This is a genomic window from Solibacillus sp. FSL K6-1781, assembly GCF_038630735.1.
GTDB lineage: Bacteria > Bacillota > Bacilli > Bacillales_A > Planococcaceae > Solibacillus > Solibacillus silvestris.
This window is the reverse complement of record NZ_CP152038.1, coordinates 2,195,003-2,210,477: the sequence shown is the minus strand read 5'-3', so window position 1 is coordinate 2,210,477 and position 15,475 is coordinate 2,195,003. Positions and strand designations below refer to the sequence as shown.

General features: G+C 37.8%; 15 protein-coding genes. 11 read left to right on the top strand and 4 right to left on the bottom strand.

From position 1 onward, the window contains the following. Window positions 1-250 precede the first annotated feature (250 nt). The 5 genes from MHH37_RS10935 to MHH37_RS10915 all read left to right on the top strand — a co-directional run bounded on the left by MHH37_RS10935 (window position 251) and on the right by MHH37_RS10915 (window position 3,806). Window positions 251-550: a trypsin gene (locus MHH37_RS10935; protein WP_340798593.1), complete on the top strand. Its 300-nt coding sequence runs from the start codon at window positions 251-253 to the stop codon at window positions 548-550. A gap of 288 nt (window positions 551-838) precedes the next feature. Next, window positions 839-2,035, top strand: a complete 1,197-nt coding sequence (locus MHH37_RS10930) for a class I SAM-dependent rRNA methyltransferase (RefSeq protein ID WP_342572936.1) — start codon at window positions 839-841, stop codon at window positions 2,033-2,035. Between the two features lie 15 nt (window positions 2,036-2,050). Further along, a complete protein-coding gene (locus tag MHH37_RS10925) occupies window positions 2,051-2,239 on the top strand; it encodes a hypothetical protein (RefSeq protein ID WP_008403793.1) in 189 nt (62 codons plus the stop codon). Between the two features lie 123 nt (window positions 2,240-2,362). Further along, window positions 2,363-2,995, top strand: a complete 633-nt coding sequence (locus tag MHH37_RS10920; protein WP_342572934.1) for a TetR/AcrR family transcriptional regulator — start codon at window positions 2,363-2,365, stop codon at window positions 2,993-2,995. Window positions 2,996-3,071: 76 nt separating this feature from the next. After that, window positions 3,072-3,806: a glucose 1-dehydrogenase gene (locus MHH37_RS10915; RefSeq protein ID WP_065215862.1), complete on the top strand. Its 735-nt coding sequence runs from the start codon at window positions 3,072-3,074 to the stop codon at window positions 3,804-3,806. Between the two features lie 318 nt (window positions 3,807-4,124). On the opposite strand, the gene MHH37_RS10910 is transcribed toward MHH37_RS10915, so the two are convergent. Next, window positions 4,125-4,700, bottom strand: a complete 576-nt coding sequence (locus tag MHH37_RS10910) for a copper resistance protein CopC (protein WP_342572931.1) — start codon at window positions 4,698-4,700, stop codon at window positions 4,125-4,127. A gap of 302 nt (window positions 4,701-5,002) precedes the next feature. Here MHH37_RS10910 and MHH37_RS10905 point away from each other — a divergent pair, with 302 nt between their 5' ends. The 3 genes from MHH37_RS10905 (at window position 5,003) to rarD (ending at window position 9,534) form a co-directional block, all read left to right on the top strand. After that, entirely contained in the window at window positions 5,003-6,766 is a 1,764-nt protein-coding gene (locus MHH37_RS10905; RefSeq protein ID WP_342572929.1) for an ABC transporter transmembrane domain-containing protein, read from the top strand. Continuing rightward, the gene (locus tag MHH37_RS10900) at window positions 6,753-8,522 is read left to right on the top strand and encodes an ABC transporter ATP-binding protein (protein WP_342572927.1); all 1,770 of its coding nucleotides are present in this window, start codon (window positions 6,753-6,755) and stop codon (window positions 8,520-8,522) included. Before MHH37_RS10905 ends, MHH37_RS10900 begins: the two co-directional genes overlap by 14 nt. 85 nt (window positions 8,523-8,607) lie before the next feature. Further along, window positions 8,608-9,534: an EamA family transporter RarD gene (gene rarD, locus MHH37_RS10895; RefSeq protein WP_342572926.1), complete on the top strand. Its 927-nt coding sequence runs from the start codon at window positions 8,608-8,610 to the stop codon at window positions 9,532-9,534. Between the two features lie 79 nt (window positions 9,535-9,613). Here the strand turns inward: rarD and MHH37_RS10890 are convergent, their stop codons facing one another. After that, window positions 9,614-10,414: a M15 family metallopeptidase gene (locus MHH37_RS10890; protein ID WP_342572924.1), complete on the bottom strand. Its 801-nt coding sequence runs from the start codon at window positions 10,412-10,414 to the stop codon at window positions 9,614-9,616. A 197-nt stretch (window positions 10,415-10,611) separates the two neighbouring features. After that, complete coding sequence (locus MHH37_RS10885) at window positions 10,612-11,844, bottom strand: MFS transporter (protein ID WP_342572923.1); 1,233 nt, start codon at window positions 11,842-11,844, stop codon at window positions 10,612-10,614. A 110-nt stretch (window positions 11,845-11,954) separates the two neighbouring features. On the opposite strand from MHH37_RS10885, the gene MHH37_RS10880 reads away from it, so the two are divergent. Then, entirely contained in the window at window positions 11,955-12,338 is a 384-nt protein-coding gene (locus MHH37_RS10880; RefSeq protein ID WP_079527035.1) for a helix-turn-helix domain-containing protein, read from the top strand. Window positions 12,339-12,400: 62 nt separating this feature from the next. Here the strand turns inward: MHH37_RS10880 and MHH37_RS10875 are convergent, their stop codons facing one another. Further along, the gene (locus MHH37_RS10875; protein WP_342572921.1) at window positions 12,401-13,240 is read right to left on the bottom strand and encodes an aldo/keto reductase; all 840 of its coding nucleotides are present in this window, start codon (window positions 13,238-13,240) and stop codon (window positions 12,401-12,403) included. A gap of 537 nt (window positions 13,241-13,777) precedes the next feature. Here MHH37_RS10875 and MHH37_RS10870 point away from each other — a divergent pair. After that, window positions 13,778-14,206, top strand: a complete 429-nt coding sequence (locus tag MHH37_RS10870; RefSeq protein WP_008403776.1) for a DUF1641 domain-containing protein — start codon at window positions 13,778-13,780, stop codon at window positions 14,204-14,206. 35 nt (window positions 14,207-14,241) lie between these two features. Continuing rightward, entirely contained in the window at window positions 14,242-15,429 is a 1,188-nt protein-coding gene (locus tag MHH37_RS10865) for an NAD(P)/FAD-dependent oxidoreductase (RefSeq protein WP_342572919.1), read from the top strand. The last annotated feature ends 46 nt before the right edge of the window (window positions 15,430-15,475 follow it).

Below are 15,475 nucleotides of genomic sequence, written 5' to 3'. Positions count from 1 at the left end.
ATGGGGAGTTTTTTTAATATTTGCTGATAGAAAAGATTAGTGACAGAATAACGGTGAAGTAATGGTTGAACGACAGGTACTATTATTCCGGAAAATCGGTACTAGTGTTCGGGGATTTTTAGATACCTAGATAATAGTACTTATTACCTAAACAAATAATAGGTATTACTGTACAAGCGCATTTTTTGCTCTACAAAGCAGGATTATCATATAAAATGTCGAATTTAGGTAAAAAGAAAGGGGTACTAATATGCATGAGAATAGCGCTGAATATATGAAGGTTAATTTATTTATGACTTATGATGAAATATCAGAATACATATTAGTGATATTTGACAAGCGTGAATTAACTGTCAAGATATTATATTACAAAGGGAAAGATGACGAGATAACTACCATAGATGTAGAAAAATTTGAAGTTGTAGAGAATTTTACAGCTTTAACTATAGAAGATGCGGAGCACAAGTATTCTGAGTGGAATAATGTAAGTGTAGCTGTTCCAATGATTTCAGAGTACTTAAAATCGAAATTACTAATCAAAACAGAATAGGGATTAAAATTCCGAATTGAAAAAGATCCTGAAAAAAAATAGTACTTTCAATAGTACGGATTAAATGGCTCGTACTTTAGTTAACTTGTAATAAAAAAATGATGGACGTATACGTATGAGCGTGTATCCAACCTGATTGATTTAAAAAAGCAATACTAGTAAGCGTCAATTCAACATGCGAGTAGCTATTCGCAAGCTTTCGTAGTAAACTGATAATGTACGGAGAGATTTGTATTTAAAACAAGTCTCTCTTTTTTATGAACGAAAAACAGTAGTAAGGATGAAAGCATGAGAAAAAAAACAGAACTACAAGTAGATAGTAAAGCGATTAAGGATTTAACAAATGGCAATCCATTGATTTTAAAAGATACGGTTGTTATGCCGGAAGCGTCAATTGAAGAAGGTAGTCTTCTTCATTTAGTCGATAAAAGCGGCGGCTATATTGCAACTGGCTATTACGGTATTCAGAATAAAGGGATCGGCTGGGTGCTGACTCGTAAAGAAAAAGAGCAGATTGATGTGAAGTTCTTTACGAAAAAAATTCGTGAAGCTGCTGAAAAACGTGCAGACTTTTTTGCCTCTGAAGATACAACAGCTTTCCGCGTGTTTAATGGCGAAGGTGACGGCATTGGCGGTTTGACAATTGATTTCTTTAACGGCTTTTACATGGTGAGCTGGTACAGTGAAGGAATTTATTCGTTCCGTACGGACATTTATGAGGCAATGAACGCAGCATTGAATACACGCGGGATTTATGAAAAACTACGCTTTGATACAAATGGTCAATATATCGATCAGGATGATTATGTATCAGGGGAAAAGGGCGAATTCCCGCTTATCGTTCAGGAAAACGGCATGAATTTTGCGGTTGATTTGAATGATGGGGCAATGACTGGAATTTTCCTGGATCAGCGAAATGTACGCAAAGCATTACGTGACCGCTATTCAACTGATAAGACGGTGCTAAATACATTCTCGTACACAGGTGCGTTTTCGGTTGCCGCTGCTTTAGGCGGTGCATCAGGTACGACGAGTGTCGATCTGGCAAAACGCAGCTTGCCGAAAACAATTGAACAATTCAGTGTGAATGGAATCGACTATGAATCACAAGATATTAAAGTGATGAACGTATTTGACTATTTCAGTTATGCAGCAAGAAAAGGCCTGAAGTTCGATGTCGTTGTACTGGATCCGCCAAGCTTTGCCCGTACGAAAAAAATGACGTTCAGTACGTCAAAAGATTATCCGAAATTGCTCAAGGATGCGTTAACTATTACAAACGATGGTGGCGTTATTATCGCATCGACAAACAATGCAAGCTTTAATATGAAAAAGTTCAAAACATTTATCGACAAAGCGTTTAAAGATTATGGTGCACGCTATAAAATTTTAGAAGAGCACCAGTTGCCGGAAGATTTCACGGTGCCGCATAACTTCCCGGAATTTAATTATTTAAAAGTAGTCATCATTCAAGTGATGAACTAATCGGAGTGATATTATATGAAATACAATAAAACAACGATGCTGAAATTAATCAACGAGCATCGCGAACTGCATGACGAACTGAAAAAACTGAAATCGGAAATGGGACTGGAAAAAAACTTCGCCGTTAAAGCGCTGTACCATTCAGCTGTGGCGGAAGATGGCCCATATATGAAAGATTATCAGGACTTGGAACGTTTACGCTAATATACGCACCGCAACGATTGAATACAATTGTTGTGGTGTATTTTTTTGGATCTTACCATAAAAATAAGCGTACATAATCATGATACAATACAGCTATAATATGTAAAATTGAGGGGAATACTATTGAGCATTAGAGAACAAAGAAAACAACAGCGCAGGGAACAAATAATTCAGGTAGCAAAAACATTGATGTTAAATAACGGAATTCAACAAGTTCAATTACAGGACGTTGCAAATGAAGTAGGGATTGGAATCGCTACATTTTATCGTTATTTTGCGAATAAGGAATTACTCGTTTTAGCAATTAATAATGAAATTACCAGTCAAATGACAAATTCTATCCGGAAAATTGCTAATGAACCTTTGACAGCTTATGAACAGATTGAACGAATATTAACTTATTATATTGAGTTAATCGATGACCCGCAGCATCAATTTGTGAAGTTTTTTAAAGCGTTCGAAGCATATAAACCGATATCTGAAGAGACGGACGAATACAAAGAATTTGTAGATATTCGAAGAGAAATGGCTAATGTTTTGTATTCTATTGCAGAAAAAGGAAAGGTAGACCAATCGATCCGAGCAGGCATTGATATTCCGGAGTATGTATTTACAGTTGTTCAAAATATAAGTTACTTTACTGTAGAATCCTATTTGACAGAGCATGACCCTGATCTACCTGTGAAATTAGATCCTAAAAAACAGTTAAAGCTTATTAAAGAGATGTTTTTACAATTCATAGCTACTAAAAATTGACGGACCGATCAAACATTGTTATTGTTAGTTTTAGATAGTGATAGTTAACTATCATATTTTTGGAAGGGTGATTTTAATGTCTCGATTAACAGGTAAAGTAGCAATTATTACTGGTGCTGCTCAAGGTATGGGTGCTACCCATGCGAAGGCTTTTGTAGAACAAGGTGCAAAAGTAGTTTTAACAGATTTAAATGAAGAAAAAGGGGAAGCGTTTGCTGCAGAATTAGGCGGAAATGCAATCTTCATAAAACAGAACGTTACTTCTGAAGAAGATTGGACAACCGTTATTGCGAAAGCAGAAGAAGCATTTGGTCCGGTAAATGTATTAGTAAACAATGCTGGAATTTCGATGAATAAAAATATGCTGGAAATGTCTTTAGATGAATACATGAAAATCGTCAATATTAACCAAGTATCTGTTTTCTTAGGAATGAAAGCAGTTGCTGCTTCAATGATGAAAGCTGGTGGCGGTTCAATCGTCAACATTTCTTCAATCAACGGCTTAGTTGGTGGTGCTGTAGGTTATACAGATACAAAGTTTGCTGTTCGTGGTATGACAAAAGCAGCTGCATTAAACTTGGCGCCAATGGGTATTCGTGTAAATTCAGTACACCCTGGAGTTATTGCAACGCCGATGATCATGCAGGAAGATGCAAAAGCAGCTATTGAGGAATTTGCAAAGCATATCCCGCTGAAACGCGTATCACAACCAGAAGAAGTATCTCAATTAGTAGTCTTCTTAGCATCAGACGAGTCAAGCTACTCAACAGGTGCAGAGTTTGTAGTAGATGGCGGAATAACAGCTCAGTAAATTGTTAAAAGATGGTGGGATATAACCCAAAATTGCCATTTTTCTCAGAGAGAAAAATGGCAATTTTTTGCTGAACATAAAAATTGATTTCCATTTCGGGACGCTTTCCGCAGGCGTGAGGCCAACAGGATGTTGGTCACAAAAGCGTTGCCACAGTACGTGGCGTTCTTAGCTTTTGTTCCTAGTCTCAGGCGTCACGCTATTCCCGCAGGAGTCGCCCTCCATTCCAATCAATTTTATAAAATATCGGTTTCTTAATAAAGATTTTCTACTTATTTAATGGAGTCTTTACTTCTGTCCCGACCTCTTTTATTTGTTTTATTTCTTCGTTTTCTTAACTAACCATCGCTTATAGCTGTACATTGTAATCACAGTAAGTACTAGTACAATTAGGGCAGTAACAATGATGAGTGTCCAAAATGATCCTTCATCATCCTCATCGGAGTTCGTCTCATCCTTTAATGTATCGACAAGTGAATTGACATCATTTTCAATCTTCTCTGTTGTATCTGCAGCGCTGTCCTCTTCTTTATTCGTCTTAGGCGCATTTACTTTAAATGTAAACGAACCCGTTAACGGATGTCCATCCTCACTAATACTATCCCATTCAACTGTATAAGTGTCATTTGGAAGGGGATCAAGCATAATTCCGGATAGGACACCTTCATTTATTGAAATTGAATGAATCGCCATTTCCTTCCCATCGCTTGCAATAACTTTAAATGTACTGCCTTCTTCAATTTTGCCCCCATACGCTAAATCAATTGTTTGGATATTTTCTGTTACAGTCTCACCTTCTGCAGGATTGGTTGATTCTAGATGCGTATGTGCGTAAACCTCAGGAACAAATAATAAAAAAATAGCAGCCAGTGCAAATAATAATTGTTTCATCATGTTAAAATTTCCCTTCAATTTATTTATCAGTAATGCATGTAACAAAAATTACGATCCATATTTGGACGGAAAATCCGTACTAAATGGATTTATAATTTTAGTATGGACAAAAAGAAGCTGAAATATTGGATTTAAATATATAAAGAATGCCAAAATTATATGTTTTTATAGACAAGAGATTGACTTAACATTTTTTACAAAAAAAATTAATTCGGAATCCGAAAAAAATATTTGTAAAATATATCGGAAAATTAAAATATTTGGTAAAATGGGGGAACTTGAGTAAAAAAGAGGGTGAAAGAATGAAGGTATTTCTTAAATTAGGTTGGTTTTTCAAAGAGCGAAAATACCAATACACAGTCGGGCTTTTTATGCTTGTATTAGTAGCCATCCTGCAGCTCGTACCGCCGAAAATTATCGGCTTCACAATCGATGAAATCGGTACACGGACATTGAGGAAAGCAGGTTTGTTTAAATGGCTCGCTATCATCATCGGTGTAGCGATTGCCATGTACATATTGCGCTATTATTGGCGTCAAATGATTTTTGGCTCGTCCAATCTGTTGGCGCGAATATTACGTGAAAAGCTCCATCGTCATTTTACACAGATGTCTCCGTCGTTTTATCAAAAGAATCGTGTCGGTGATTTAATGGCACATGCAACAAATGATATAAGTGCAGTGCAGCAAACAGCTGGTGGAGGGGTTTTAACATTATTTGACTCGCTTACAACAGGGGGCTTTGTAATTTTGGCAATGGCAATTACCATTGACTGGCGTCTTACACTGATTGCGCTCATTCCAATGCCGCTAGTCGCATTATCGACGAGCTATTACGGCAAGTTGCTTCATGAGCGTTTTCGCCATGCCCAAGCAGCCTTTTCCGACTTGAACGATAAAACTCAGGAAAGTATCAGTGGGATGAAAGTACTGAAAACTTTTGGACAGCAACAGCAGGATGTTGCGGATTTTACGAAGCTTTCCGATGAAGTGGTGGAAAAAAATATGCGCGTAGCAAAAGTCGATTCATTATTTGACCCGACGATTAGCTTCGTTGTTGGTTTAAGTTTTATGCTGAGTCTTGGATTTGGCACGAAATTTATATTGGAAGATGCGATGACGGTCGGTGACTTAGTTACGTTCACGACGTATTTAAGTATTCTGATCTGGCCGATGCTGGCAATTGGGATGTTGTTCAATATCGTTGAGCGAGGCAGCGTTTCGTATGACAGGATTGAACGTATTTTAAATACCCCAATTGAAATTGATGACAAGCTGGATGCTATTGAAGAAAATCCTTCCGGGGATCTTTTATTCAACGTGAAATCCTTTACTTTCCCTGGAGATGCAGCACCGACATTAAGGGATGTGCATTTTGAGCTGAAACGCGGCGAAACACTCGGAATCGTCGGTAAAACAGGTGCAGGGAAGACGTCCATTTTAAAGCTGTTGCTCCGTGAGTTTGAAGGATATGAAGGAACGATTCAATTTGGTGCACACAATATAAATGATTATAGGAAAAGTGCTCTGCGTCAGGCGATTGGCTATGTACCGCAAGATCACTTTTTATTCTCAGCAACGCTTTATTCCAATATTGCCTTTGCGAATCCACGTGCAAGCATGGAGGAAGTTCGTGCAGCGGCAGCACTTGCAAATATTGATGAAGATATTATGAGCTTTACAGATGGCTATGACACGATTGTCGGAGAACGGGGAGTATCTCTTTCCGGTGGACAGAAACAGCGTATTTCTATCGCTAGGGCATTGTTAATGAAACCTGAGCTGCTCATATTGGATGATTCTTTATCTGCGGTTGATGCGCGGACGGAAGAAGCGATTCTGCATGCATTAAAAGAAGAGCGGAAAAATGCGACAACGATCATTACGTCGCACCGTCTAAGTGCAATCCAGCAGGCACATATCATTATTGTCGTTGATGAAGGAACAATTATTGAAAAAGGTACCCATGAACAGCTGATGGCACTAGAAGGTAGTTATTATGAAATGTACCAGTTACAGCAACTTGAACATTTAGTGGAACAAGGGGGGGATCATGATGGCGAATGAGACGATTTCAAATAAAGAACAGCGCATCGTATTAAAGCGTCTGTTAACCTATTTGAAACCACATAAAAAGATATTGGCCATTGCGCTGTTTCTTCTTGTTCTAACCGTTCTCGGCGATATTATCGGTCCTTATCTGATAAAAGTTTATATTGATGATCATTTAATGATTGGCAATTTTGATATGACTCCAATCGTGACACTCGGTATTGGATACTTTGTAATTCAGTTGCTGAATGTCGTTATCACATACTATCAAAATATAAAATTCCAGGAACTTGCATTGAAAGTCATTCAGCAACTGCGAATTGATGTGTTTTCTAAAATTCACCGATTGGGCATGCGCTATTTTGACCAAGTTCCGGCAGGTTCCATCGTGTCTAGGGCTACAAATGATACCGAAGCGATTAAAGATATGTTCGTGTCGGTACTTATCAGCTTTGTACAGGCGGCGTTTTTAATCGTCGGTGTGTATTTTGCGATGTTTTTCTTGAATGCGAAGCTTGCATTTTATATGCTTCTTTTGCTGCCGGTCATTCTGTACATCATTTGGCTATACCGCAAAATGAGTTCGGTTGTCTATATGCGAATGCGGGAGAAACTCAGTGAGCTTAATGCGAAACTTTCTGAAACATTATCAGGAATGAGCATTGTGCAGGCATTCCGTCAAGAACCACGTTTCAATGATGAATTTGATCGTGTCAATGAAGAGCATTTCCAGTCCATGATGGCCAATACGAAAATGAACAGTCTTCTGCTTCGTCCGATTATTGATTTAGTGTACTTTACAGCGATTGTTATTTTGCTATTTTACTTTGGATGGACATCATTTGAAACAGCGGTAGAAGTCGGCGTTGTCTATGCTTTCATAACATATATGAACCGTTTCTTTGATCCGATCAATCAAGTAATGGAACGTCTGGCACTGTTCCAGCAGGCGATTGTAGCGGCATCCCGCGTATTTGAGCTGTTAGATAATGAAGAACTTGAACCAGTGCAACAGAACAAGCCGGTTCAAGTTTCAAAAGGTCATATCGAATTTAAAAATGTGTCGTTTAGCTATGACGGCAAGCAAGATGTACTGAAAAATATTTCATTCACAGTCAATCCTGGGGAAACAGTTGCGTTAGTCGGGCATACCGGCAGTGGAAAGAGTTCAATTATCAATCTTCTAATGCGTTTTTACGAGTTTAAGCGCGGTGAAATATTAATTGACGGCCAGTCGATTAAAGATTACAAACAACAGGAGCTACGTGCAAAAATGGGGTTAGTACTACAAGACCCATTTCTGTTTTACGGAACGATTGATTCGAACATCCGGCTATATAATGAAAATCTCACTTTACAGAAGGTGAAGGAAGCGGCAGAGTTTGTGCAGGCAAATGATTTCATTGAATCGCTTCCGGATGGTTATGGAAGCCATGTAACAGAGCGTGGTTCGACATTTTCAAGCGGGCAGCGTCAACTGGTGGCATTTGCGCGGACAATTGCGACAAACCCGAAAATCCTTGTCCTTGACGAAGCAACGGCAGCGATCGATACTGAAACGGAAGTCGGCATCCAGCAATCATTGGAAAAAATGCGAAAAGGCCGTACAACGATAGCAATTGCCCACAGACTTTCAACAATCCAGGATGCAGAGCAAATACTAGTATTGCATAAAGGCGAAATTGTCGAACGCGGTACACACCAACAACTCATCGCACAAAAAGGGTTATATCACAAAATGTACTTACTGCAAAATGGTATAGTGGAATAATTTAATGAGTCTATGAAGCTACAATTATTTACTTCTCAAATATGGACATCTATAATGAGAGTATCAAAAATTAGAAGGTGCACCAATGTCAGAACAAAAAAAGGGCGTCTTTTTAGCAATCGGCGCTTATTTAATGTGGGGGATCATTCCCCTGTACTGGAAGCAGCTGCAGCATGTCGGCAGTGTAGAAATATTAGTAGGACGTGTAATTTGGTCCTTTGTATTCACCGTCCTGTTTGTATTGCTGATCCGTCAGTATAAACAAATGATCGTAGATATCAAAATGCTATGGAAAAATAAGAAACAGTTTATTCTACTGTTCGTAGCATCGGTTTTCGTTTCGCTGAATTGGGGAATATTCATTTGGGCAGTAAACAATGGACATTTACTTCAAACGAGTTTAGGTTATTATATTAACCCGCTTATATCGGTATTGTTTGGGATGATCTTTTTTAAAGAGAAAATTTCCCGGGCAACTGCGGTAGCTGTCATCATTGCGGCAATAGGCGTAGGGTATCAGGCTGTATTAGGAGGAACAATTCCTTGGGTATCACTGGCGCTGGCGCTAACTTTTGCTTTTTATGGTGTAATTAAAAAGCAAATTCCACTCGATGCGACACGCGGACTCGCAATCGAAACATTGTTTGTTTTACCGATTGCTGTGTCTATATACATTTACTTAATGAACACATCGGAAATTGCTTTTATGCATGTGGACTGGAAAACTAACCTATTGTTAATGGGCGGCGGGATCGTAACAGCCTTGCCACTTGTCCTATTTGCAAAGAGTGCGCAAAAAATCCCACTTTATTTAATGGGCTTTATTCAATTTTTGGCACCAACCATTAGTTTAATGCTCGGCATCTTTTTATACAAGGAGCCGTTTACACTGACAGAATTCATAACATTCCTATGTATTTGGCTGGCGGTATTCATCTTTTCCGCATCCAAAGTGCTCGAAGCAAGAAAAAATCATGCAACGTATAATAAAGAGCATGAAGTTAAAGTATAATCAATCGATCAAAATAAAAATCGACCAATCTGCAATTGGTCGATTTTTTTATTTATCTCAAGTAAATACTTGACACCGATTATTTTTCCTCCAATACGGAAGTAATAATATACCCGCTCACATTATCACCAGATACCTTGATATTCTTTGATTCAAGTGTGTTAACAGATGTCTTGTTATCCGTATATTGTACGAAATAAGTTGTATCATTTACTTTCATCTTATAAAATTGCTTCTCTTTAAGATAAGCGATATATTCCTCAAAAGCAAAAGCGTGCTGTTGCATTTTTATGCTATGGGGCAAGCCTATGTAACGGAAATGCCAAGGTTCATACTCAATTCCGGTAATATCGACTTTATCTTTAGGATAGCGCAGGATGTAGCCGAATTCCGCTGCATGTTGTTCCATCCATTTACCTTCTGCCGCATTTTCCATTTTGCCGACAGTCGAACCAATATCGATCGATAAGCCTGTCTGATGTTCACTATAGCCGGCAGGCAGCGAGTAATCAGCACCATATTGATCGAAAAGCTGTTTCTGAAGTGTTCCGCTGCGATAGGCACTATTAATAATAAAGTGCTCGATTCCAGCATCCGCTGCAGCATGGAATAATTGGTCAAGTGGTTCAATAGCCTGTTCTTCAAGAAAATACTCTGAATTGACGATCACATTATCTGCAATATCATAAGGAATAGTGGCTAAATTGTCGGGCTCCCCCTGTAATGCAATGTCCCGGTTAACAAGGACAAGATCCCCGTCTGAAACGGAATACGATGCTAGTGAAAGCTGCTGAGGCAAGTCGGGAGCACCAACTTGTTCAGTCGTAAAAAATTGAAAGCCAATAATGGCAAAAATAAGTATAAAAATAATCTTTTTCATTAAATAACGCTCCTTCAAACTAAGCATAGCAAATAAAACGGAATATTGAAGGTTAAATTGTGGAGAAATTCTGAAGAACGATGAAAACAAGATGGATTTCCTTTTAAAGTATTGCCATATGGAATTATAAACAAAAATAGAAACCGTCTCAAACAATAAAGTTAGGAGAGGTTTCTATCCATTTTTACGTAAATATATTATAGCGATTGATTTTTGGTTAATGGCGAAAATTCATTCGCAGTACAAACATTTTGTTTATTTTCAAAGATCATCCAAACTAACGTAATACTTGCTGCAATGATAACCATTAAAAATCCGTATACAGGCGTATTGTCCAGTGATTGATAATGAACAATTAAACCGCCGACATATGAACCGAGGAAGATCCCGATATTGAATGCTGAAATATTTAAAGCGGAAGCCATCGCAGTGGCTGCTGGGACATATTTTTCGGATAGCTGAACGGCATACAATTGTAAGCCGGGCACATTCATAAACATAAAAAACCCCATTGCTAATACCATTATGAGCCCAATTACTTTAAAATCAAATGAGAAGTATACACCAAGTAACGTTAACGCTAGTCCAATAAAGAAGATGAATATTGCACGCAATGGATTGGTGTTTGCAAAATGGCCACCGATTGTATTTCCTATTGCGACACATATACCATATACAACCAATATTACGACAATTGCATGAGGGGAATAACCCATTTGATTTTCAAGAATAGGGGACACATATGTGTAGACAACAAATACGCCTCCGTAACCCATTGCTGTAATAAATAAAATTAATAGCATACGTAAATTGCTTAACACTTTTCCGATATCACCTAATGAAATCGGTTTGCTCTTTGTTAAATTATTTGGCACAAGAAACGCATTGCTGATTAACCCAATTATGCCAATGATGACGATGAAAATGAATGACAGACGCCAATCCGTTACTTGGCCAATAAATGTTCCTAAAGGTACTCCACTGACAGTTGCCAAAGTTAATCCTGTAAACATAAAAGCGATTGCACTTGCTCGTTTGTTAGGTGCCACAACATCAGCCGCAATAACCGCCGCAATCGACATAAATACCCCATGGGCAAATGCCGAAATAATGCGTCCGATTAACAGTAAAGTAAATGTGGGTGCAATCGCTACCCATAAATTACCGACGATAAAAAGAACCATTACGAGCAGAAGCACTTTTTTACGATCAAGCCGGGATGTTAAAACTGTTAAAATGGGTGCTCCGATTGTAACGCCTAATGCATAAATTGATACTGTTAATCCGGCAGTACTTAAAGTAATACCAAACTCATTTGTGATGAGCGGGAGCAATCCAACGCTAATAAATTCTGTGGAACCGATACCAAACGAACTGATTGCTAACGCAAGAAGTGTTAATCTGGCGTTTGGTGTTTTTGATGTAGACATATTAAAAATAACTCCTTTGATTTATTTTATAGGGTATAGTATTATTCATACATACTATAAAAGCATGTACAGTACTTTTAGTTACTTTTGATAATACTGGGGGTTTCAAAATGAAAAAAGTTTATAATATTGGTGTCGAAGCAACACTCGAAGTCATTGGCGGTAAATGGAAACCAGTCATTCTTTGTCACCTCAATCACCATGGTCAAATCCGAACAAATGAATTTCGCCGATTAATTCCCGGCATTTCACAAAAAATGCTGACGTCCCAATTACGCGAACTTGAGCAATGCGGCTTAATTAATCGTAAGGTGTATAACCAAGTACCACCGAAAGTTGAATATTCTTTAACCCCATATGGACACGAGATGGAGCCGGTGCTCAACTTACTTTGCACGTGGGGCGAGAAACACATCGATAAATTAAAAGAGAATGGTGAAGAAGTTCTTCTTATGCAGCGTGATGATGATATTGCTGTGCAAAAACTATCTTAATGAAAATAATGAAAGCCTCAAAAATCTTGAGGCTTTTCGTCTCTGCAAATCTTCCATTCAAATTAGAAATCAAAAATTTCCGGATCTGGACCGACGCGTTTATCTAAATTCATCGCATTGATTATCTGCATTTCTTCATCAGTAAGACTAAAGTCAAAAATGTCGGCATTTTGCGCCATCCGCTCTTTACGAACTGATTTAGGAATTGTGATTACTCCATTTTGAATATCCCAACGTAAAATAACTTGTGAATTTGATTTTCCATACTTTTCGGCAATTTTTCCAATCGTCGTATCTTCGAGTAGACCCCCTTGCATTAATGGAGCCCAAGCTTCCAACTGAATATTGTGTTCTTTACAAAATTCACGTAATGATTGTTGTTGTAAACGCGGGTGAAACTCTACTTGATTAATGACTGGTGTTACACGAGCAGTTTTCAATAAATCCTGCAGATGCGAGATATTGAAATTGCAAACACCGATTGCTCTGATTTTACCTTCTTTATACAGATCCTCTAAAGCGGTCCAAGACTCTGCAAATTTATTTTTACCTGGCCAGTGGATTAAATATAGATCCAAATAGTTCAGCCCTAATTTTTCCAAGCTCTCTTCGTAAGATGAAACAGTTTCCTCATAATTTAAACCGGCATTCCAAACTTTAGATGTGATGAATAAATCCTCTCTATTTAAACCGGTAGACGCCAGTGCTAATTGTATACCCTCGCCAACCCCTGCTTCGTTGCCGTAAATAGCAGCTGTATCAATGCTGCGATAACCTAGCTCAATCGCATTTTTAACGATTTCTGCCGTTGTATCGTTTTCCACCTGAAAGACGCCAAGGCCCATTGCTGGCATTTCTACCCCATTATTTAATTTGATTGTATCCTGTAAACTAGTAATCATTTATTGATCCTCCAATTGAATAAGTATTTCGTTGCTTTTTTATTATGGATCCACTCGAAAATTAAAAAAAGTACGCACTTTTTCGTTTCATAGCAACGTGGAGGTTCCTATTGAGTCAAATCAACCGTTTGAAGAGAAAGTTTTTTAGAAAAATATTATGGAGGGGAATAGGGAAGGGGGTGAATCATTTTTTACTAGTAAAGAATTTTTGTTTTCCATCATATAAATACCTAATTAAACTTTAATAATGATAAGAAACAACTATTTAAATACTTTCAATATTAAAAATAATGAAGGGAAATTTTTATTATAAAATACACAAAAATACGCTAAATACATAAAAATTAAATTTTTTTAAATAATAAAATTACAGAATATTCTTGAATTAAGTTTTTCGGTCGTTTATTTCCGATTTCTAATTGTAACAAACGAATCTTTGTGCTATCGTTGCTTATTGAATGGTATGTGAAAGTTTTTACAATCAGGTATGAAATTTTCGAAAAAAATAATATTAAGTGATGGCAAAGGAGAGTTATTATGTCAGAAATGAATAATCAGCAGGTAGAAAAAGTGGCTGTTACACAAGAGCAATTAGATGTATTAGATCAGTTACTAAAGCCAGAGGTACAAGCTTCATTAACTACTTTAGTAGATAACTTACCAAAATTGGCTGAGATGACTACTTTATTAACAAAAACTTATGAATTTGCGACTAGTGTTGCAACAGACGAAACATTAAAAAATGATACAGTTGCGGCTGTAACAGAAATGGCTAGCCCAGTTGTTGATACTGCAAAATCATTGGCACAGACAGCGATTGAAGCGAAAGACCGTGCTGAAGTTAGCAATGAAACAGTAGGTGTATTCGGCTTATTAAAAATGTTAAAAGACCCACAGGTTCAAGGGGCATTACGTTTTGCTAATGCATTTTTACAAGTAGCATCTGAACGTAAACAAATGAAATAATTTGTATAATCTAATTTTATTGGAGGATTTTTAATATGGTAACTAAAGAAATCGTTATTTTAGGTGCTGGATTTGCTGGTGTATTAGCAGCACAAACAGCTCGTAAATATTTAAATAAAGACGAAGCGCGTATTACAGTTGTAAACCAATTCCCTACACATCAAATCATTACTGAATTACACCGTTTAGCTGGCGGTACAATTGCAGAAGGTGCTGTATCATTACCACTTGAAAAGATTTTCAAAGGTTATGACATCAACTTGGAAATCGCAAAAGTAAACAGCTTTGACGTTGAAAGCAAAAATGTAGTTCTTTCAAACGGCAAAACAATACAATACGATACATTAGTTGTTGCTCTAGGCAGCCAAACTGGTTTCTTCGGAATCCCAGGTTTAGAGGAAAACTCTTTCGTATTAAAATCAGTAGATGAAGCAAATGCAATTCGCGAGCATATTGAAGCACGCATTAAAGCATATGCAACAACAAAAGACGAAGCAGATGCGACAATCGTTATCGGCGGTGGCGGTTTAACAGGCGTTGAGCTTGTTGGTGAAATCGTAGACCACTTCCCTAAAGTTGCTGCGAAATACGGTGTTAAATTTGAAGACCTTAAAATTAAACTAGTTGAAGCAGGTCCAAAAATCTTGCCAGTATTCCCGGAAAACTTAATCGATCGTGCAACTAAGTCATTATCGAAGCGCGGTGTAGAATTCATTACATCAACACCTGTTACTGGTGTTGAAGGCAATGTCATTCAATTAAAAGAGCGTGAGCCAATCGTTGCAAACACATTAGTATGGACAGGTGGAGTTGCTCCGCTTCCATTAGTAGCTGAATCAGGTTTAGCTGCAGATCGCGGTAAAGCAACAATCAATGACTTCTTACAATCTACTTCACATCCTGAAGTATTTGTTATTGGTGATGCATCAGCACATATTCCAAACCCGGGTGACCGCCCAACTTATGCGCCAACTGCTCAAGTAGCGTGGCAGCAAGGTGAAACTGCTGGTTACAACATTTTTGCGCAAATTAAAGGTGCTGACTTAAAAGAATTCAAATTTACTAACTCAGGTACTTTAGGTTCTTTAGGACGTAAAGATGGTATTGCTACAGTTGGAGCAAACAACACTCAATTAGTAGGTTTACCAGCTTCATTAATGAAAGAAGCTTCAAATATCCGCTATATGACTCATATTAAAGCGTTATTTGGCCTAGCATATTAATTCATATTAATTAGATTAGACATACCCGAAAGTCACTTTCTTTCGG